This window comes from Haloarchaeobius litoreus (assembly GCF_024495425.1).
Classification (GTDB): Archaea; Halobacteriota; Halobacteria; order Halobacteriales; family Natrialbaceae; genus Haloarchaeobius; species Haloarchaeobius litoreus.
The window spans coordinates 837,358-854,164 of record NZ_JANHJR010000002.1 but is presented as its reverse complement, the minus strand read 5'-3'; the positions used below and the strand labels follow the sequence as shown (position 1 = coordinate 854,164).

21 protein-coding genes are annotated in these 16,807 nt (G+C 67.4%); 15 read left to right on the top strand and 6 right to left on the bottom strand.

What is annotated here, in order from left to right:
* Positions 1–39: 39 nt before the first annotated feature.
* Positions 40–831, bottom strand: a complete 792-nt coding sequence (locus tag NOW55_RS11150; RefSeq protein ID WP_256400166.1) for an enoyl-CoA hydratase/isomerase family protein — start codon at positions 829–831, stop codon at positions 40–42.
* Positions 828–2,387 (bottom strand): long-chain-fatty-acid--CoA ligase, encoded by a 1,560-nt coding sequence (locus NOW55_RS11145; protein ID WP_256400165.1) that lies wholly within the window; start codon positions 2,385–2,387, stop codon positions 828–830. Before NOW55_RS11145 ends, NOW55_RS11150 begins: the two co-directional genes overlap by 4 nt.
* A 196-nt stretch (positions 2,388–2,583) precedes the next feature.
* On the opposite strand from NOW55_RS11145, the gene NOW55_RS11140 reads away from it, so the two are divergent.
* The 7 genes from NOW55_RS11140 (at position 2,584) to nth (ending at position 7,914) form a co-directional block, all read left to right on the top strand.
* Entirely contained in the window at positions 2,584–3,300 is a 717-nt protein-coding gene (locus NOW55_RS11140) for a hypothetical protein (RefSeq protein WP_368407765.1), read from the top strand.
* 59 nt (positions 3,301–3,359) lie between these two features.
* Positions 3,360–4,664, top strand: a complete 1,305-nt coding sequence (gene aspS, locus NOW55_RS11135) for an aspartate--tRNA(Asn) ligase (protein ID WP_256400163.1) — start codon at positions 3,360–3,362, stop codon at positions 4,662–4,664.
* A 262-nt stretch (positions 4,665–4,926) separates the two neighbouring features.
* Positions 4,927–5,136, top strand: a complete 210-nt coding sequence (locus NOW55_RS11130) for a hypothetical protein (protein ID WP_256400162.1) — start codon at positions 4,927–4,929, stop codon at positions 5,134–5,136.
* Positions 5,137–5,175: 39 nt separating this feature from the next.
* Entirely contained in the window at positions 5,176–6,006 is an 831-nt protein-coding gene (locus NOW55_RS11125) for a pantoate kinase (protein ID WP_256400161.1), read from the top strand.
* 52 nt (positions 6,007–6,058) lie between these two features.
* Complete coding sequence (locus NOW55_RS11120) at positions 6,059–6,397, top strand: hypothetical protein (RefSeq protein WP_256400160.1); 339 nt, start codon at positions 6,059–6,061, stop codon at positions 6,395–6,397.
* A 33-nt stretch (positions 6,398–6,430) separates the two neighbouring features.
* Positions 6,431–7,183 (top strand): 4-phosphopantoate--beta-alanine ligase, encoded by a 753-nt coding sequence (locus NOW55_RS11115; protein WP_256400159.1) that lies wholly within the window; start codon positions 6,431–6,433, stop codon positions 7,181–7,183.
* 47 nt (positions 7,184–7,230) lie between these two features.
* Positions 7,231–7,914, top strand: coding sequence for an endonuclease III (nth, locus tag NOW55_RS11110; protein WP_256400158.1), 684 nt, complete (start codon positions 7,231–7,233; stop codon positions 7,912–7,914).
* A 3-nt stretch (positions 7,915–7,917) separates the two neighbouring features.
* Here the strand turns inward: nth and NOW55_RS11105 are convergent, their stop codons facing one another.
* Positions 7,918–8,406, bottom strand: coding sequence for a DUF7321 family protein (locus NOW55_RS11105; protein WP_256400157.1), 489 nt, complete (start codon positions 8,404–8,406; stop codon positions 7,918–7,920).
* A 94-nt stretch (positions 8,407–8,500) separates the two neighbouring features.
* Between NOW55_RS11105 and NOW55_RS11100 the strand changes: the two genes are divergently transcribed.
* From NOW55_RS11100 to NOW55_RS11065, 8 genes are all read left to right on the top strand, one after another.
* Positions 8,501–9,358, top strand: coding sequence for a DUF7319 domain-containing protein (locus NOW55_RS11100; protein WP_256400156.1), 858 nt, complete (start codon positions 8,501–8,503; stop codon positions 9,356–9,358).
* Between the two features lie 57 nt (positions 9,359–9,415).
* Positions 9,416–10,072, top strand: coding sequence for a plastocyanin/azurin family copper-binding protein (locus tag NOW55_RS11095; protein WP_256400155.1), 657 nt, complete (start codon positions 9,416–9,418; stop codon positions 10,070–10,072).
* Positions 10,073–10,075: 3 nt separating this feature from the next.
* On the top strand, positions 10,076–10,465 hold the full coding sequence (locus NOW55_RS11090; RefSeq protein WP_256400154.1) for a DUF7318 family protein: 390 nt from the start codon (positions 10,076–10,078) through the stop codon (positions 10,463–10,465).
* Between the two features lie 2 nt (positions 10,466–10,467).
* Positions 10,468–11,349, top strand: coding sequence for a Rieske (2Fe-2S) protein (locus tag NOW55_RS11085; RefSeq protein ID WP_256400153.1), 882 nt, complete (start codon positions 10,468–10,470; stop codon positions 11,347–11,349).
* Between the two features lie 5 nt (positions 11,350–11,354).
* Positions 11,355–12,149, top strand: coding sequence for a cytochrome b (locus tag NOW55_RS11080; RefSeq protein ID WP_256299029.1), 795 nt, complete (start codon positions 11,355–11,357; stop codon positions 12,147–12,149).
* A gap of 7 nt (positions 12,150–12,156) precedes the next feature.
* A complete protein-coding gene (locus NOW55_RS11075) occupies positions 12,157–12,921 on the top strand; it encodes a cytochrome b family protein (protein WP_256400152.1) in 765 nt (254 codons plus the stop codon).
* 113 nt (positions 12,922–13,034) lie between these two features.
* On the top strand, positions 13,035–13,289 hold the full coding sequence (locus NOW55_RS11070) for a DUF7315 family membrane protein (RefSeq protein ID WP_256400413.1): 255 nt from the start codon (positions 13,035–13,037) through the stop codon (positions 13,287–13,289).
* Entirely contained in the window at positions 13,282–13,539 is a 258-nt protein-coding gene (locus tag NOW55_RS11065) for a DUF7314 family protein (protein ID WP_256400151.1), read from the top strand. Before NOW55_RS11070 ends, NOW55_RS11065 begins: the two co-directional genes overlap by 8 nt.
* A gap of 316 nt (positions 13,540–13,855) precedes the next feature.
* Here NOW55_RS11065 and NOW55_RS11060 read toward each other — a convergent pair whose 3' ends face one another.
* The 3 genes from NOW55_RS11060 to NOW55_RS11050 form a co-directional block, all read right to left on the bottom strand.
* Entirely contained in the window at positions 13,856–14,311 is a 456-nt protein-coding gene (locus NOW55_RS11060) for a DUF7313 family protein (protein ID WP_256400150.1), read from the bottom strand.
* Positions 14,312–14,356: 45 nt separating this feature from the next.
* Positions 14,357–15,115: an NAD(+)/NADH kinase gene (locus NOW55_RS11055; RefSeq protein ID WP_256400149.1), complete on the bottom strand. Its 759-nt coding sequence runs from the start codon at positions 15,113–15,115 to the stop codon at positions 14,357–14,359.
* A 168-nt stretch (positions 15,116–15,283) separates the two neighbouring features.
* The gene (locus NOW55_RS11050) at positions 15,284–16,609 is read right to left on the bottom strand and encodes a M28 family peptidase (RefSeq protein WP_256400148.1); all 1,326 of its coding nucleotides are present in this window, start codon (positions 16,607–16,609) and stop codon (positions 15,284–15,286) included.
* Positions 16,610–16,807: the final 198 nt, after the last annotated feature.

Below are 16,807 nucleotides of genomic sequence, written 5' to 3'. Positions count from 1 at the left end.
CTTCGGTTCGTGTATCTCTCGCCCCCGGACGCCGCGCGCTCAGGAGCCCTCGAACTCCGGCTCCCGGCTCTCGACGAAGGCGGTGACGCCCTCGGCGTGGTCGTCGGAGTCGAAGCAGAGTCCCTGGGCGGTCGCCTCGGCGACCATGGCCTCGTCGACGGTCCGGCGCAGCCCCTCGTCGATGAGGCGTTTGGAGTGCCGGAGCGCGACGGTCGGACCGGTCGCGATACGGGCGACGAACTCGTCGACGCGCTCGTCGAACTCGTCGGCATCGTAGACGTGGTTGACGAGCCCGAGGTCGTGGGCGCGCTCGGCCCCCAGCACCTCGCCGGTGAACACGAGCTCCTTGGCGACGTTCGTGCCGACGACGCGCGGGAGCAGGTACGACGTGCCGGCGTCGACGGCCAGCCCGACCTCACGGAAGACGAAGCCGATGGCGGCGTCCTCGCTGGCGAGTTGCACGTCGCAGGCGATGGCGAGGTTCGCACCGGCACCGACCGCCGGTCCCTCGACCTTCGCGACGGTCGGGAGAGGGAACGCGACGACGCGCGCCATCGTCTCGCTGGTGGTCTTCTCCAGTGTGCGCACGCTCTCGTCGAGCGGAACCGCGCCGGTCGCGGTCTGGGACATCAGCTCCACGTCGCCGCCGGCCGAGAACGCGTCGCCCGCGCCCTCGATGACGACACAGCGGGCGTCGCTCTCCTCGACCTCGTCCAGCGCATCCCGGAGCCCCGCGGACATGTCCATCGAGAACGCGTTCCGGCGGTCCGGCTCGTTCAGCGTGATGGTGGCCACGCCGTCCTCGATGTCGACGAGGACGGCGTCGCTCATTCGTCGGCCTCCCGCAGCTCGAACTTCTGGACCTTGCCCGTCGTGGTCCGCGGGAGCTCGTCGACGAACGCGACCTCGCGCGGGTGCTTGTACTCGGCGAGGCGTTCGAGGCAGTACTCACGCACCTCCTGCTCGGTGAGGTCCGAGTCGGGCGTCTTCACGACGAAGGCCTTGACGGTCTCGCCGCGGCGCTCGTCGGGGATGCCGACGACCGCAGCTTCGGCGATGTCGGGGTGCTCGAACAGGAGCTCCTCGACCTCGCGCGGGTAGACGTTGTAGCCGCCCGTGACGATCATGTGCTTCTCGCGGTCGACGACGTAGTAGAAGCCGTCAGCGTCGTGGTAGCCGATGTCGCCGGTGTGGAACCAGCGCTTGCCGTCCGCCTCGGTGAACACCTCCTCGTTGGCGTCGGGCAGGCCGTAGTAGCCCTGCATCACGTTGGGGCCACTGATGACGAGCTCACCGGTTATCTCGTCGAGGTCGACCTCGTCCTCGTCGACCGGCCCCTCATCGACGGGGGCGACCTCCGCGAACTCCTCGTCGACGACCCGACAGTCGACGCCGGGCAGGGTCTTGCCGATGCTGCCCACGCGGCGGCCCTTCTCCGGGCTGTTGAAGTGCGTGACCGGGCTGGTCTCCGTGAGCCCGTAGCCCTCGTAGATCTTCGCGGGGTAGAGCTCCTCGAACCGTCGGAGCACCTCGGCGGGGATGCCGGAACCGCCGACGCCACAGAGCCGGACCGACGAGAAGTCGAACTCCTCGGCGTTGGGCTGGTTGATGACGTCGTTGTACATCGCCGGCACCCCGTGCATGATGGTGAGGTCCTCGGCGGCGAGCAGCTCCATCGCCTGCTGGGCGTCCCACGACGGCAGCGGGTAGTACGCCCCGCCGCTGAACAGCGTCGCGTTCATCACCACGGTCATCCCGTAGATGTGGAACAGCGGGAGCACCCCGAGCGCCTTGTCGTCCGTCCTGACGCCGTCGGGGACGAGCGAGGCCGCCATCGCGGCGTTCGAGCGCAGGTTCTCGTGGGTGAGCAGGACGCCCTTCGGCTGCCCCGTCGTGCCGGACGTGTACGGCTGGACCGCCACGTCGTCGTCGTCGCGGTCCACGATGTCGGGTGCCCCCGCGGCGAGGAAGTCGCGGAAGGCGGTCGCGTCGTCGTGCCCGCCGATGGCGACGACCTCCTCGACGTCGGTGTCGTCTTTCACGCCGTCGACGAACGGAACGAGGTCGCCGATGGTGACGACGACCTTCGCACCGCTGTCCCCGAGGAGGTGGCTGATCTCCCGGGTCTTGTACTGCGGGTTGATCGGGACGACGATGCCGCCGGCCCGGAGCGTCCCGTGGAACGCGACCACGAACTGTGGCAGGTTCGGGAGGTAGATCCCCACCCGGTCGCCGGGTTCGATACCGACCTCCTGCAGTCCGGCGGCGAACTGGCCCACCTGTCCCCAGAACTCCTCGTAGCTGATGTCCTGCCCGTCGTAGTGCAGCGCCGTCGTGTCGGGATGCGCCGAGACCGTGTCGGCGATCTCTGTGACAAGATTTGCCATGGCTCGTCTTGCCCAAGGGAGTATTCCCTCTAAAAGGTTGGCGTGGCGGGCACGACTGTTAGCGCTGTTTGTGCGGTGTATTAACGATGGTAACATCGGCACGCCCGCGAGGACGGATGTCATCGGAGCAACGTTTTTCAGCCCGGCGTCGAGACGGACCCGCATGGCCGAGACGGTTCGTGGGACGGTTCGAGGCATGGGGTCGAGAGCGAACCCGGCGTTCGCGACGGGTGCGGTCGTCCTGCCGGTGCTCGCGCTCGCACTGGCCGCCACGGTGGGGACACGCGAGCAGCACACCTACGTCCACGTGATGGCCGGGGTGCTGTGGACCGGAATCGACCTGTTCATGGCGATGGTGCTCGGGCCGGTGCTCGGCGGACTCGCAGTCGACGCCCGCTCCGCGGTGTTCGAGCGGTTCACGCCGAAGATGACGTTCCTCATGCCGTCGCTGGCCCTCGTCACCATCGCCGGCGGCATCACGCTCGCACTCCGGGTCCAGGTGTTCCCGAACGCCCAGCCGTGGCTGGCGCTGTTCACCGCGTTCACCCTCCTGCCCGCGCTCCTGAGCATCGGCTGGCAGTTCGACGCCTTCAGAGACTGGCGCTGGCTGGTCGCCTTCGGCGTCTCCCTGGTCGTGAGCGTCGGCTACCTCGCGACCACGTTGCCCGCCTTCGAGATGACGAGCAACGTCATCGCCGTCGCGCTCGTCATCGTCGCAGTACTCAGCGTGATGGGCTTCGGCATCCTGCTGCCCGGCGAGGTGAAGATGTACCGCGAGATGACGTCGGCGAACCCCGACACCCAGGTCATCAGCCGGATCGGGATGCGCAACGCGAAGCTCAGCGGCATCCAGGGCGGGTTCCAGCTCGCCGTCATCGCCAGCATGGTGTACCTGCGATACGGTGGTTTCTGAGCCGGGTCCCGTCGACCGAAAAGACGGTGTTTAAGGCTACCCCTCCGGAAACCGGTGGTATGGAGAACCGAACGTACACCGCGGACGCCGAGCCGGGCGACCACGTCACCGTCGCCGGCTGGGTCCACGAGATCCGCGACCTCGGCGGCATCGCCTTCCTCATCCTCCGGGACAAGACCGGGAAGATACAGATCAAGTTCGAGAAAGAGGAGATGGACGACGACCTCGTCGAGGCCGGCCTCGACGCCTCCCGTGAGAGCGTCGTCAGCGTCACCGGCCTCGTCGACGAGGAGCCCCGCGCCCCCACGGGCGTCGAGGTAACCCCCGACGGCTTCGAGGTCATCGCGCCGGCCGACCCCGAGCTCCCGCTCGACCCCTCCGGCAAGGTCGACGCCGAGCTCCCGACCCGACTCGACAACCGCACGCTCGACCTCCGCAAGCCCGACGTGAAGGCCATCTTCGAGATCCGCGCCGAGGTCCTGCGCGCGGTCCGCGAGCAGTTCCGCGACGACGGCTGCACGGAGATCAACACGCCGAAGATCGTCGCCACGGGCACCGAGGGTGGCACCGAGCTCTTCCCCATCTCCTACTTCGGGGAGGAGGCGTTCATGAACCAGAGCCCGCAGCTGTTCAAGCAGCTGATGGCCGGCTCCGGGCTTGAGAAGGTGTTCGAGATCGGCCCCATCTTCCGCGCCGAGGAGCACAACACGCCGCGGCACCTGAACGAGGCGACCTCCATCGACTTCGAGGGCGCGTTCCACGACCACACCGAGGCGATGGACGTCGTCGAGGACATCGTGAAGGCCGCCTATGAGGCCGTCGCGGAGAACTGCCAGGAGGAGCTCGCACTGCTCGACCTCGAAGAGGAGTTCGAGGCCCCGAGCGGCGACTTCCCGCGGCTCACCTACGAGGAGGCGCTCGACCGCATCAACGCGACCGGCGAGCTCGACGAGATGCTCGTCTACGGCGACGACCTCTCGACGGAGGCCGAGCGCGTCCTCGGCGAGGAGGTCGGCGAGCACTACTTCATCGTCGACTGGCCCAGCGAGATCAAGCCGTTCTACATCAAGGACTACGACGACGACGCGGAGACCTCGACCGGCTTCGACCTCATGCACCCACGCATGGAGCTCGTCTCGGGCGGCCAGCGCGAGCACCGCTACGAACAGCTCGTCGCCGGCTTCGAGCAGCAGGGCCTCGACCCCGACGAGTTCGAGTACTACACGAAGATGTTCAGGTACGGCATGCCCCCGCACGCCGGCTGGGGCCTCGGCGGCGAGCGCCTCGTCATGACGATGCTCGGGCTGGACAACATCCGCGAGGCCGTGCTGTTCCCGCGGGATCGCCAGCGTCTGAGCCCGTAGGGCGAAGATGTGGCGAGCCTGCGAGACGAGCGCAGCGAGTCTCGCTGGACAGACAGCGGCTGAGCCCCTAGGCGAAGCCGCATCTGTCGAGCGGGAAGCACGAGCGGAGTGAAACGGAGCGAGTGAATTCCCACGCGATCGCCAGCGGCTGAGTCCGTGGGTAGACGAGGGCGGACGGGCTGTCGAACCGGCCGTCCTGTCGGATTCTCTTCCAGACACACCTCACAGAACAGCTTTATAGCACACAGAACAGGATGAAAATATGTCCGAGGTCGCCCTCCTGTTCGGACTCGCCATCTTCGTGGCCTTGTGCTGGGCCTGTATCGCCGCGTGGGTCTGCTACGATGCCGAGCACCACGGTCGCCCCACCGCTGCCGGGCTGACGTTCGCCGTCTTCCTCACCGGGCCACCGGGCCTGCTGGCGTACCTGACGTTCCTGAGTCCGGACGCGACCGACGCCGGCTGGCCGTAGATGAAAACGGATTAAGGGACCCGTCGCGGAGGGAGTGGCATGACCGAGGAGGCACGGGCGTTCGTTCCGGGACACATCACGGGCTTCTTCAGCGCGCACCCGGACGAGTCCGACCCGACGAAGGCCGGCTCCACGGGTGCCGGGCTGACCCTGACCGACGGCGTCGAGGTGACGGTCCAGCAGGGCAACGGGCCGTCCCTGATGCTGAACGGTGACGCGGTCGAGGTCGAGGCGGTCGACCGGGTACTCGACGCACTCTCGGCACCGGCCGTCGTCGCGGCCGAGACGGACCTGCCGCTCGGCGCTGGCTTCGGGGTCTCCGGCGCGCTGGCGCTCGGGACCGCGCTGGCGACGAACCGCGTCTACCGACGGAGGCTCTCGGAGAACGAGCTGGTCACCATCGCCCACGGCGCGGAGGTGCAGGCAGGCTCCGGCCTCGGCGACGTGGTGGCACAGGCACGCGGCGGCCTCCCCATCCGGCTGGAGCCCGGCGGGCCGCAGGACAACCACCTCGACGGCATCCCCGCGCGAGCACGAGTCGAGTACCTCACGCTGGGTGAGCTGTCGACCGAGGACGTGCTGTCGGGCGACACCGAACTGCTCTCCGAGGCGGGCAAGCGCGCGCTCTCACGAGTCGTCGAGGAGCCGACGCTTTCGAGCTTCGTGCACGCGTCGCGGCGGTTCGCCCGCGAGGCCGAGCTGCTCACGCCCGAGGTGGCGGCGGTCATCCAGGACGTGCTGGCCGCCGACGGCCAGGCGTCGATGGCGATGCTCGGCGAGACCGTGTTCGCGCTCGGGACCGGCCTCACCGACGCCGGCTACGACCCGTCCGTGTGTGCGACCCACCCCGCGGGTGCGATGCTGAAGTGACCCACCGCCCGCGACCGACGCGCTTTCCTGCCCTGCGTCCGGAGTGCGACCGATGACCGACCAGCGCACGCCCGCTCCCGTCGTCGTCGCCATCTTCACGACGGCCCTGCTCGCGTTCGCACTCGGCGCGTTCGGGTTCCTGAACGCGCCGACGCCGATCCAGTCCGTGCCGCTGTTCATCGTCGCACTCCTGCTGCTCGGCCTCGTCAGGGTCGCCGCACTCGGCCGGCCGGCGGGACGGGTCGGGCTCTTGCTGGTGCTGGCTCCCATCGTCGGTCTCTCCACGTTCGGAGCCGCCATCACCGGGGACCCGACGTTCCTCGTCGGCACCGGACTCGGCGGGACCGCGTTCGTCTCGCTGGCCGTGTCCGGCGAGCACTTCGAATCGTGAGCGTTTTTCACCGTCGGGCACCCACGGGGGGCTATGAGCAAACACGTCGACGTGCCCGAGGACCACCCTCGGTACGAGTCGCTGCTGACCCGACACCGCATCGAGGCCGGCGTCGACAAGGGCATCACCAGCCGACAGGGACTCATCGCGCAGGGCCGCGGCGAGGCGTTCGACTACCTGCTCGGTGAGCGCACGACCGACTCCGCCGACGCGGCCGAACGTGTCGCCGTCGCCCACCTCCTGCTGGCCGAGCACGCCGTGCTCTCGGTGAACGGTAACGTCGCCGCGCTCGCACCGGCGGAGACGGTCGAACTCGCCGAGGCGACGGGCGCGGACATCGAGGTGAACCTGTTCAACCGCACCGAGGAACGCATGCAGGCCATCGCCGACCACCTGCGCGAGCACGGCGCACGCGAGGTGAAGGGCCTGACCGCCGACGCGCGCATCTCCGGGCTCTCCCACGAGCGCGGGAAGGTCGACGCCGACGGTATCTACGACGCCGACGTGGTGCTCGTCCCGCTGGAGGACGGCGACCGCGCCGAGGCGCTCGCCGAGATGGGCAAGACCGAACTCGTCGTCGACCTCAACCCGGGCTCGCGGTCGGCGCGGGCGGCCGCCGTCCCCATCGTCGACAACATCGTCCGGGCGCTGCCGAACATGACGAAACACGCCCAGGAGCTGGCCCAGGAGGACGAGGCGACACTTCGGGAACTCGTCGAAGGTTTCGACGCCCAGGCGGCCCTCGACGAGGCCGAACGAGAGATCCGCACTGGCACGTTCGAGTAGGTGTTCGGAACCGAACCGCTGAAACGGCAGCCCTCGAACACGAGGACATGGGAACCCCACTGGAACCGCGGTCGGCACAGGCCGAGGAAGTGGTCGAGCGGCTGGAGGAGGAGTACCCGGACTCGACCATCTCGCTGCGTTTCTCGAACCGGCTGGAACTGCTCGTCGCGGTGGTCCTCTCCGCGCAGTGCACCGACGAGCGCGTCAACGAGGTCACCGAAGAGCTGTTCGAGAAGTACGAGACCGCCGAGGACTACGCCGCGGCGAGCGAGGAGCAGCTCGCGGAGGACATCTACGGCATCACGTTCCACAACAACAAGGGCGGCTACCTCCAGGGCATCGGCGAGATTCTCGTGGAGGAGCACGACGGCGAGGTGCCGGACACGATGTCGGCACTGACCGACCTGCCGGGCGTCGGGCGCAAGACCGCGAACGTGGTGCTCCAGCACGGCCACGACATCGTCGAGGGCATCGTCGTCGACACGCACGTCCAGCGGCTCTCCCGACGGCTCGGCCTGACCGAGGCTGAGCGACCGGAGACCATCGAGCCGGACCTGCAGGAGGTCGTTCCGGCGGGCAAGTGGCAGGAGTTCACCCACCTGCTCATCGACCACGGGCGGGCGGTCTGCGGGGCGCGGTCGGCGGACTGCAACGCCTGCGTGCTCGCGGATATCTGCCCGTCGGAACGGGGCGACTCCGAGGTCGACCTCGCGTCGGGCGAGTCCTGGTGAGGTTCAGAAGATCTGGTACAGCACGACGTAGCGCATGATGCCGACGACGTAGGCCAGTATCCAGAAGATGACGTAGCCGAAGACGCCGACGCGGAGGCGGAACCGCCACGCGGGCATGTTCTCGTGGATCTCGTCCAGCGCGATGTCGGGGTCTGGGTCGTCGTAGAGGTTCAGCCGCCGCTTGGCCTGCAGGATGTGGTAGATGCCCGTGAGAGCGAACAGCAGGAGCGCGTACGCCTGGAGGCCGAGGAAGGAGTGCAGCGCCGCCAGCCCGCCGAACTGTTCCTCGTTGATGAGACGCGGCCCCATCCAGAGGACTACCGGGAGGGTGTTCAGCGTCAGGCCGACCACGATGAACTTCAGGTGGTAGACGAGGACGTCCCACGTGACGATCTCGGTGTCGATCATGATCCACGCGCCGTAGAGGTAGAAGGGGAAGCTCGCGGAGACCATGGTCAGCGCGACCGTGGCGACGGTGAGGTCCTCGACCATACCCGACCTCGGTTTCGAGCCGCGTTAAAAGATGGGAATCCGGCCGGGGTGGACGTCGGAAAGCGTTTACAGGTTCGGGACCAAGGTCGGGGTGATGACCGACGCTGGACCGTCCCGGTCCGAGGGCGAGGACGAACGGGCCGGTCAGGGCGAGCCCGACGACGCCGTAGAGACTGCCGAGACGGAGTACGTCTCGGACGAGGAGCTCCGCCGGCAGGTCGAGGAGAAGTACGACTTCGACGACTTCGGCCCGTCCGAGATGGCGGAGATGAGCTACGAGGAGTGGGACGCCGTCTTCGACCCCGAGACGTGGATCGTCGGCGAGGAGCTGCTCGACCGCGTCGAGCAGGACCTCAACGCCCAGATCGCCAGCCGCGACGTGTTCGCCATCATCGAGCGCGTCGAGTACGAAGGCGAGGCGGTCCTGCTCGCGTACTCCGACGAGGGCTACGCGATGGTGTTCCCCGACGGCTCCATCGACGGCTTCGGCACCGTCCTCCGCGACGTGAAACCGACCGTCGCGCTCTGCTCGATGGACGAGTACGAGCCCACGGAGCCGCCGGCCGAGGCGGTGCTTCCCCACCCCGACGAGATCCCGGAGGGGAGCGGCCAGCTCGGCAACAACATGCTGCAGATCGTCGCGGGGACGCTGCTGGTGGCAGCACTCGGCCTCGTCGCCGGAGCGTTCTTCGCGACCGGCGGCGCGGGCGACGACCTCGCACGGGGCATCATGATCGTGATGGCGATGGTGTTCGCCATCGCGGGCGTCGCGCTGTTCCTGACGGTGGCCAACGCCAGACTCTCCGACCGCTTCCGGGCGGAGGAGTACCGCGACCGCCTGCGGGCCATCGGTCTCGAGGACGGCGAGCGGCCCTCGTTCCTGCCGGTCGACCCCGACGGCGACCCCCGCAACTCCGTGGGTGTCGACGACACGAGTGACACCGAGTCGTAGGGCCTGTGACCCTTGCATCGGTGGGTTTAAGCGAACCCAATCCTGACCATCGTATGTATGAATAGGCGGGACTTTCTGATGGCTGCCAGCGGCGTTGCCGGCGGCGCTGGAGCCGCGAGTGCGGCCGCCGCTGCCCAGGAGGAGACAGGGTCGTCCGGCTCGTTCGGTATCCAGGAGGGTAACAACTCCTCGGACAACGGCACGACGAACGGCACGACCGCCGCTCCCGGCGGCGGTGGCGGCGGTAGCGCGACCGTCGCGGTCGGCCCGAACGGCGACTACGTGTACACACCTGGTACGGAGGAGCCACTCTACATCAGTCCGGGTACGACGGTGACGTTCGAGTGGGAGTCGGACAACCACAACATCAACCCACAGAGCGTACCGGAGGGCTCGGACTGGGAGGGGCACATGCCCACCGAGAACACGGGCTTCACGTACGAGTACACGTTCGAGACGCTCGGCACGTACGAGTACCAGTGTGACCCCCACGTCGGCCTCGGCATGGTCGGTACCATCATCGTCAACGAGTCCGGACAGGCACCGGGCGGCGAAGGTGGCGGCGAGGTCGACCCCGAACACATGGGCGTGCCGATTCAGGCCCACTGGGTCGGTATCGCGACCATCCTCGCCATCATGAGCTCGCTGATGTTCACGTTCTACGTGCTCAAGTACGGCGAGTCCGCACACAGCAGCAGCCCAGGGAGGGACTGAACGATGTCCACGAAAGGAAGCAACTACGGTGACATCCACCGATACGAACCGGCCAGAGAGAGTACCGCCGCAGCGGTCGCCATCGTCCTGCTGACCGTCATCGAGGTCGTCTTCATCGGCCTGTTCACCTACGGCCTCGTCAACGGCTGGGGACTGAGCGGTGAGGGGAACATGTACCTCGGGTTCCTGCTCGCCATCGTCTTCATCGACCTCGCGTTCATCCTCCTGCTCTACCGCAAGGAGTTCCTGCCAGACGTGATGATCGTCAAGAAGCGCCGTCGGAAGTGGGAGGACCTCTACGTCCGCGAGGAGGACGTCGACGGCGAGCAGCTCGGCGACGCCAGCGCGCTCGACACACTCAAACGTGCGGTCTATCCCTACTACAAGAGATAACTATGCCAGTAGACGAAGACAAGTATCCGGTCGAATCGGACCGGCGTCGCTTCGTGAAGGGCGTCGTCGGTGGCGCATCGCTCGCCGGCATCGCCACAGCGGGCGCAGCGGCCGTCAACAGCACGACAGCGTCCAGTGGCGGTGGCGGTGGTTCGGTGACGTTCCGTGCCATCGAGAACACCGACGGGCCCGCACCGCGCGGGATGCCCCAGATCCCCATCGAGCTCGAACCCGTCGAGGGCGAGGACGACTTCTACATCAAGGGTCGCTGGCCCAGCGTCGAGGAGGTCGAACAGCAGGGGCAGACGTTCCTGGTGGCCGAGGAAGAAATCGCGGGTGAGACGTACTCCTCGGAGTGGTTCCAGTACTGTGGGGTCCAGACCTACCCGGGAGTCTACCCCGACGCACAGGAAGAGAACTCCGATCTGACCAACTACTTCAAGTACAACGCGAACTCGAAGTTCGCCTGGCAGAACGAGGAGGTCAGCGGGGGTCAGCGGATGAAGCTGAGCCACTTCTCGGACTACGAGACGTGGGGCAACGGCATCGGGACCGCCGGTATCGGCAAGCCCGCCACCGGTAGCTGGCGCTCCGAGGGGCTCGAACCCTCCGAGACGATGGCCATCGAGGTCATCCGTTCGACCCGCATCGAGGAGGCAGCCCAGGACAACGAGTGGCTGGCCGAGACGACCGACCGCGGCGTCATGGCCCACCTGAACAAGTGTACGCACTTCTGCTGCGTGCCGGCGTTCAAGGGCCAGGCCGGTGCCGCGAACTTCGGTGCCGCAGACCGCGTCTACTGCCAGTGTCACCAGTCGGTGTACGACCCGTTCAACATCATCAGCACGAACTTCGTGGCCCTGCCGCGGCCGGCGAGGGACTAACCACAATGAGCCTGCAAAAGAAAGACGAGTACGACCACACGGGGTGGATGAAGACGAAGGATCTCACCCCCGTGGAGAAGACGTACCTGATGACCCTCATCTGGCTCGACAAGCGGCTCCGCGTCGTCGACTACCTGGAGCTGCTGGAGGACCTGTACTACAAGGTCAACCTCCAGATGCCCAAGAGCCACACCGAGCAGTACAACCTCGACAACAAGTTCTGGTACTGGTACCCCCTGTACGCGTTGGGGTCGTTCTCCACGATAGCGTACGTGGTGGCGGCCATCTCCGGCGCGCTGCTCGGGTTCTACTACTCCCCGTCGACCGCGGGGGACCCGTCGGCGGCGTACAACCAGATCGTGTTCATCATGCAGGACCTGAACTTCGGGTTCATGCTCCGGTCGCTCCATCGCTGGTCCGCACAGGTGATGGTCGCGGCCGTCTTCCTGCACATGCTCCGTGTGTACTTCACGGGGGCGTACAAGGAGCCCCGCGAGCTGAACTGGATCCTCGGCATCATCCTCATCTCGCTGACGATGGTGTTCGGGTACACGGGCTACCTGCTCCCGTGGGACCAGCTCGCGTTCTGGGCGGGCCAGATCGGCGTCGAGATGTCGCTCTCGATCCCGCTCGCCGGCGAGTGGGTCGCACAGCTCATCTTCGGCGGCTTCACCCTGACGCAGTCGACGCTGCAACGGATGTACATCCTGCACGTGTTCGTCCTGCCGTTCGTGGTGACGACGCTGATCGCACTGCACATCGGCATCGTCTGGATGCAGGGTATCGCGGAACCGCACTGATAGAACCATGCCAGAAGACAACGACTCCGAACCCATCGCAGACGGCAGCGGTACCGGTATCGTCGCGCCGGACGACGAGACCCCGACGTGGAGCGAGCGCAAGGAGCGCACGCAGGGGCTCTCCCGGCTGACCTACGAGTACTTCGAGCGGGCACGGCGCGAGGACCAGGACCTCCGGATGGAGTCCGACTACGTCGAACGTGACGTGCTCGGCTTCCCGGCGTGGCCCCACGAGATGATCCGGAACTTCGCCCTGACGAGCTTCTTCGTCGGGCTCATCCTGTTCCTCTCGGCCACGCTCCCGCCGCACATCGGCCCGCCGGCGGACCCGTCAAGTACGCCCGCGATCATCCTGCCCGACTGGTACCTGTACTGGTCGTTCGGTCTGCTGAAGCTCGGCCCCCTCAACCCCGAGCTGTCCATCCTCGGCGGGGAGAAGCTGATGGCGGACCGTACCTACGGTGTCGTCGCGAACATCGTCGTCGTCGGCTTCATCGCGATGGTGCCGTTCCTCAACAAGGGGAGCGCGCGCCGTCCCGTCGAGCAGCCGTTCTGGGCCGGTATCGGCGTCATGGGTGTCGCCTTCGCGTTCACCATCGCCGCGCTGTCGGTCAAGAACCTGCTCCCGATGGATTCGCACCTGCTGTTCGACCTGACGTTCCTCATCCCGCCCGTGCTGGGACTTATCTCCTACACGGTGTTCCGGGCGATGCAGGAGGGGTACATGTACAGCCTCAACCGCCGGTACTACCGTCTCCGGCCCCCGAAATAACACCACTCTCTCCTCTCATGGACGACGCAGACACCGGAGAGCCGCACGACTCACCAGCGTCCGAGGAGCCGTCCGGCCCGTCGGGCTTCCGTGGCCGCGAGGTCGAGGTACCGATGCGACTGTACAAGACGGTCACGGTGTTCGCGACGATGCTCGCGATGACCGGCGTCATCCTCGGGTTCGTGGTGCTCGACACCGCGACGAACAACGCGAGCGCGGCGCTCTCGGAGGTGAACCTGCTGCTCGCACTGCTCGGGCTCGGGCTCATCGTCGCCGGGGCCGCCATCTACGCGTTCTCGACGCGCTTCCGGACCGCGGGAATGGGAAAGTCTAAAGACGACACCGACGAAGAATCCGACAATGGCTGACGAATTCATGAAGGGCCTGGCCATCGCGACGGCCTCCGGCCTCATCTGGATGGTGCTCGCCGGCTGGTACAACACCCCCGGCTTCGAGGACACCCAGCTGCTCGGTCCGGACCCGACGGACCCGAGCGCACTGGAGGCGATCGCCCTCATCGTCAAGGAGGGCCTCTTCTGGTTCATGATCCTGGGTGCGCTGACGTTCTGGGTCATCCTCCCGCTCGCACGCGAGACGCGCGCACGGTTCGCCAACTAACTCAACTAACTGCGTTCGACTTCTGCTGTCGGCGGTCGCATCGTCACGGAGCTGTGCTGCTGCCGTCGTCGTCACTCGGACCCGTTCCTGCAGTCCGTTCCCCGGGCGACGGACGGACCGGGACGGCGCAGACAGCGAGCGCGAGCGGCACTCGAATCAGAGCGAGAGCGGCACTCGAATCACACCGTGTGGGCGTTGCCCACCGTCGAGGGAGCAACCGGACGACGTGGGCCGTGGCCGTGAGAACACACCAGGTGAACGACCGTCGAGCCGGCGGCTGGGTGTGTGGGTGACGGCCGGAGAACGCGGGACGGCCTCAGATGATGGCGCCCCAGTAGTCCGAGACGAGGAAGAACAGGGACTGGAAGCCGGCGTAGGCGAGCGTGAACACCGAGATGCCGAGGGCACCCTTCGGCGCGCGGAGCTTCTCGTCCTTGCGGAGGTCGACGCTGCGGACCTCGTGTTCGAAGACGTCGGCGATGACCATGCCGACGACGAACAACGAGAGGACGATGCCGCCGTGGGGTGCGAAGGTGGTGTAGTAGAACGTCCCGGCCAGGAGCAACACGTTCGTCGCCTCGTGCAGCGGGTGGCGACTCAGCGACTCGACGTCCTCCTGTTCCGCCTCGGTGACGTTGCGGCGGTACGCGAGGAAACGGGTCAGCATGTTGACGACGACGAGTCCGAGCAGGACGAACTCGATGACCAACACGCCTGCGACGACTTCGCGCCCGAGTTGGTCGAGCGGGCCGAGCATCACGTTAGGGTCCATACTCCAACCTCGGACGGTAGGACATTAGAGTTTTTCCAAAGCCGGCTACCACGGTGGCTGGCTCTGGGGTGGACAGAGCAGTTCGAGTTCGTGCCCGGGCGACAGCCGGACCGGTGCCGCCGGGTCGACCGTGCCGACGGTCCGGCCGTCGACGAGCAGCGAGACGCTTCCCTCGTCGCGTTCGACCGAGAGGACCACGGCCTCGTTCGAGACGACCCAGTGGTTCGTATCGATGGCGAAGGGCGCGATGGGGACGACCGCAGCGACCGGGGCGGTGCCGGCGACGACCGGCCCACCCGCCGCGCGGGCGTAGCCGTGGCTCCCGGCCGGCGTGGCGACGACGACGCCGTCGGCGCGGAACTGCCCGACCTCTGCGCCGTCGGCCGCCACGCAGTACTCCGAGATCCGTGCCGGCTCGGTCGTCACGAGCGTCACGTCGAAGACGGCGTCGTGGCGCTCGTCGCCGACCTGAACCGCGAACGCCCGGCGCGTGGTCCGTTCGACCCGGTCTTCGAGGACGGTCGTGACGGCCGCGGCCGCGTCCGCCGTCGCGACCGACCGCACGCCCTCGCCCACGTCGACCGCCAGCACCGGCACGTCGACCGCCGCGCCAGCGAGCTCGCCGAGCGCCCGCTCGCCGACCGCGACGACGAACGCGGCGTCACCGACACCAGTCGCGTCGGCGGCCAGCGGGACCGCGTTCGCCTCCGAGACGGCGGCCCTGATGCGTTCGACCGTGTCCTCCTGAGTCCCGACGACGCCGACGGTCGGCGGCTCGTCGCTGTCGCGGGCGGCACTCTCCATGCTGAGTACTCGCGCCCCCGCCGACAAAAAGGCTACAACTCGCTCCCGGTCGTCCCACCGTTCGTCCCGCGTTGCTGAGTCGGCGATTCGAACAGCCGGTGTTCGGCGGTCGTGGAGGTTTACGAGAAACGTAAACTCTGCCCGTCGAGGCGAACGTCCGGTTCCGACTCAGTCGTCGTCGTAGGGCCAGTCGCCGGTGATCTTCATGCCCTCGGCGAGGTCCTCGTCTTCGAGTGCCTCGGCGATCTCCTCGGGCTCCTTGTGCGGAATCTCGACGGCCTCGGCCGCGACGTGGACCGTGAGCGCGCCGAGCAGGATGGCCTGCTCGCGGAGGTCCCGGACCTGGAGCTTGTCGAGGGTGTCCGCGTGGGTGTGGCCCCAGCCGCGGCCCGAGCCCTCGCTCTTGCCGTAGGCGTGGTAGCCGGGGACGCCCCACTGGGTGAACGGCCAGTGGTCGCTGTGGGGGCCGAGCTTCGGAACCGTCTCGACGGGGTGCTCGAACCGGTCGGCGACCGCCTCGACGGCGTCATCGAGCGCGTCGAAGCCGTGGGTGTACAGCGCGAGGTCGCGCGCCTGGACGACGCCGTCGGCGTTGACGACGACCTTCACGTCGTCGAGGTCGACCCGGTCGGCCTCGTGCGCGGAGCCGACGAGTCCGACCTCCTCGGCACCGAAGGCGACGAAGCGCACGCGGGTCTCGAGGTCGGCTTCGAGGTCCGAGAGGATGCGCGCGAGCTCGACGACCATGGCGGTGCCCGCGCCGTTGTCCATCGCGCCGGTGGAGATGTCGTGGGCGTCGACGTGGCTGGTGACGTAGACGACCTCGTCGGTGTCCGGACCGAGTTCGGCGTGGACGTTCTGGCTGGTGGCCTCGGGCGTCTCGGCGGCGACGGAGACGGCGAGTTCGTCGCCCTCGTGTCGGCGGACCAGCTGTGCGCCGGTCTCGGCGGAGACGCCGACGGCGGGGATGTCGCCGACCGGGGACTCCGCGGTGCCGACGGAGCCAGTGGGGGGGAGGCAGCCCTCGACGTGGTTCCGGTAGACGAACGCGGCCGCCCCGGCCTCGACGGCGTGGTAGTACTTCTCGCGTCGGTGGAGGTAGCGGTCGTAGTGGTCGGGCACGTCGCTGCGGGCGACGACTATCTTTCCCTCGCAATCAGTCTCCTCGAACTCCGACGGGAGGCCGTAGCCGAGGTCGACGAGAGTCCCGGTGACCTCGTCGGCGGGACTGCGCGGCAGCGCGATGCACTCGTGGGCATCGGCGTAGGTGGCGTCGTCGGCCCTGAGTTCGCTGTCGCCACGCTCCCAGCCCTGTATCTCGAACTCGTCGAGGTGCGCGTCGCGCGCGCCCACCTCGGCGAGCGCGTCCCGCGTGGCCGCCGCCGCGGCGCGTTCGCCATCGCTGCCGGCCATGCGGTTGCCGATGTCGACCAGCGTCTCGAGGTGGTCCCACCCGGCGTCGCTCGTGAAGGTGCGACCGATCCAGTTGCTCATGTCCCCCCCCTCGATGCGCCCCCGCGTAAGGGTTGTGACTCCGACGCACGAGTTACGAATCGTCAGATTACCGCCGGCGTTCACCGAGGAATTCTGACCAAGAGCCGGATAGCATATAAATATGGCAATAAATTCCACATCGAAACGCGCCCGAGGCGATGTTTTATTACGTATAGGCCCGATTGTCCGATAGACTCT

Coding starts and splice junctions, on each gene's coding strand:
- NOW55_RS11150 (WP_256400166.1), bottom strand. CDS start 831: ATGAGCGACGCCGTCCTCGTCGACATCGAGGACGGCGTGGCCACCATC.
- NOW55_RS11145 (WP_256400165.1), bottom strand. CDS start 2,387: ATGGCAAATCTTGTCACAGAGATCGCCGACACGGTCTCGGCGCATCCC.
- NOW55_RS11140 (WP_368407765.1), top strand. CDS start 2,584: ATGGGGTCGAGAGCGAACCCGGCGTTCGCGACGGGTGCGGTCGTCCTG.
- aspS (WP_256400163.1), top strand. CDS start 3,360: ATGGAGAACCGAACGTACACCGCGGACGCCGAGCCGGGCGACCACGTC.
- NOW55_RS11130 (WP_256400162.1), top strand. CDS start 4,927: ATGTCCGAGGTCGCCCTCCTGTTCGGACTCGCCATCTTCGTGGCCTTG.
- NOW55_RS11125 (WP_256400161.1), top strand. CDS start 5,176: ATGACCGAGGAGGCACGGGCGTTCGTTCCGGGACACATCACGGGCTTC.
- NOW55_RS11120 (WP_256400160.1), top strand. CDS start 6,059: ATGACCGACCAGCGCACGCCCGCTCCCGTCGTCGTCGCCATCTTCACG.
- NOW55_RS11115 (WP_256400159.1), top strand. CDS start 6,431: ATGAGCAAACACGTCGACGTGCCCGAGGACCACCCTCGGTACGAGTCG.
- nth (WP_256400158.1), top strand. CDS start 7,231: ATGGGAACCCCACTGGAACCGCGGTCGGCACAGGCCGAGGAAGTGGTC.
- NOW55_RS11105 (WP_256400157.1), bottom strand. CDS start 8,406: ATGGTCGAGGACCTCACCGTCGCCACGGTCGCGCTGACCATGGTCTCC.
- NOW55_RS11100 (WP_256400156.1), top strand. CDS start 8,501: ATGACCGACGCTGGACCGTCCCGGTCCGAGGGCGAGGACGAACGGGCC.
- NOW55_RS11095 (WP_256400155.1), top strand. CDS start 9,416: ATGAATAGGCGGGACTTTCTGATGGCTGCCAGCGGCGTTGCCGGCGGC.
- NOW55_RS11090 (WP_256400154.1), top strand. CDS start 10,076: ATGTCCACGAAAGGAAGCAACTACGGTGACATCCACCGATACGAACCG.
- NOW55_RS11085 (WP_256400153.1), top strand. CDS start 10,468: ATGCCAGTAGACGAAGACAAGTATCCGGTCGAATCGGACCGGCGTCGC.
- NOW55_RS11080 (WP_256299029.1), top strand. CDS start 11,355: ATGAGCCTGCAAAAGAAAGACGAGTACGACCACACGGGGTGGATGAAG.
- NOW55_RS11075 (WP_256400152.1), top strand. CDS start 12,157: ATGCCAGAAGACAACGACTCCGAACCCATCGCAGACGGCAGCGGTACC.
- NOW55_RS11070 (WP_256400413.1), top strand. CDS start 13,035: ATGCGACTGTACAAGACGGTCACGGTGTTCGCGACGATGCTCGCGATG.
- NOW55_RS11065 (WP_256400151.1), top strand. CDS start 13,282: ATGGCTGACGAATTCATGAAGGGCCTGGCCATCGCGACGGCCTCCGGC.
- NOW55_RS11060 (WP_256400150.1), bottom strand. CDS start 14,311: ATGGACCCTAACGTGATGCTCGGCCCGCTCGACCAACTCGGGCGCGAA.
- NOW55_RS11055 (WP_256400149.1), bottom strand. CDS start 15,115: ATGGAGAGTGCCGCCCGCGACAGCGACGAGCCGCCGACCGTCGGCGTC.
- NOW55_RS11050 (WP_256400148.1), bottom strand. CDS start 16,609: ATGAGCAACTGGATCGGTCGCACCTTCACGAGCGACGCCGGGTGGGAC.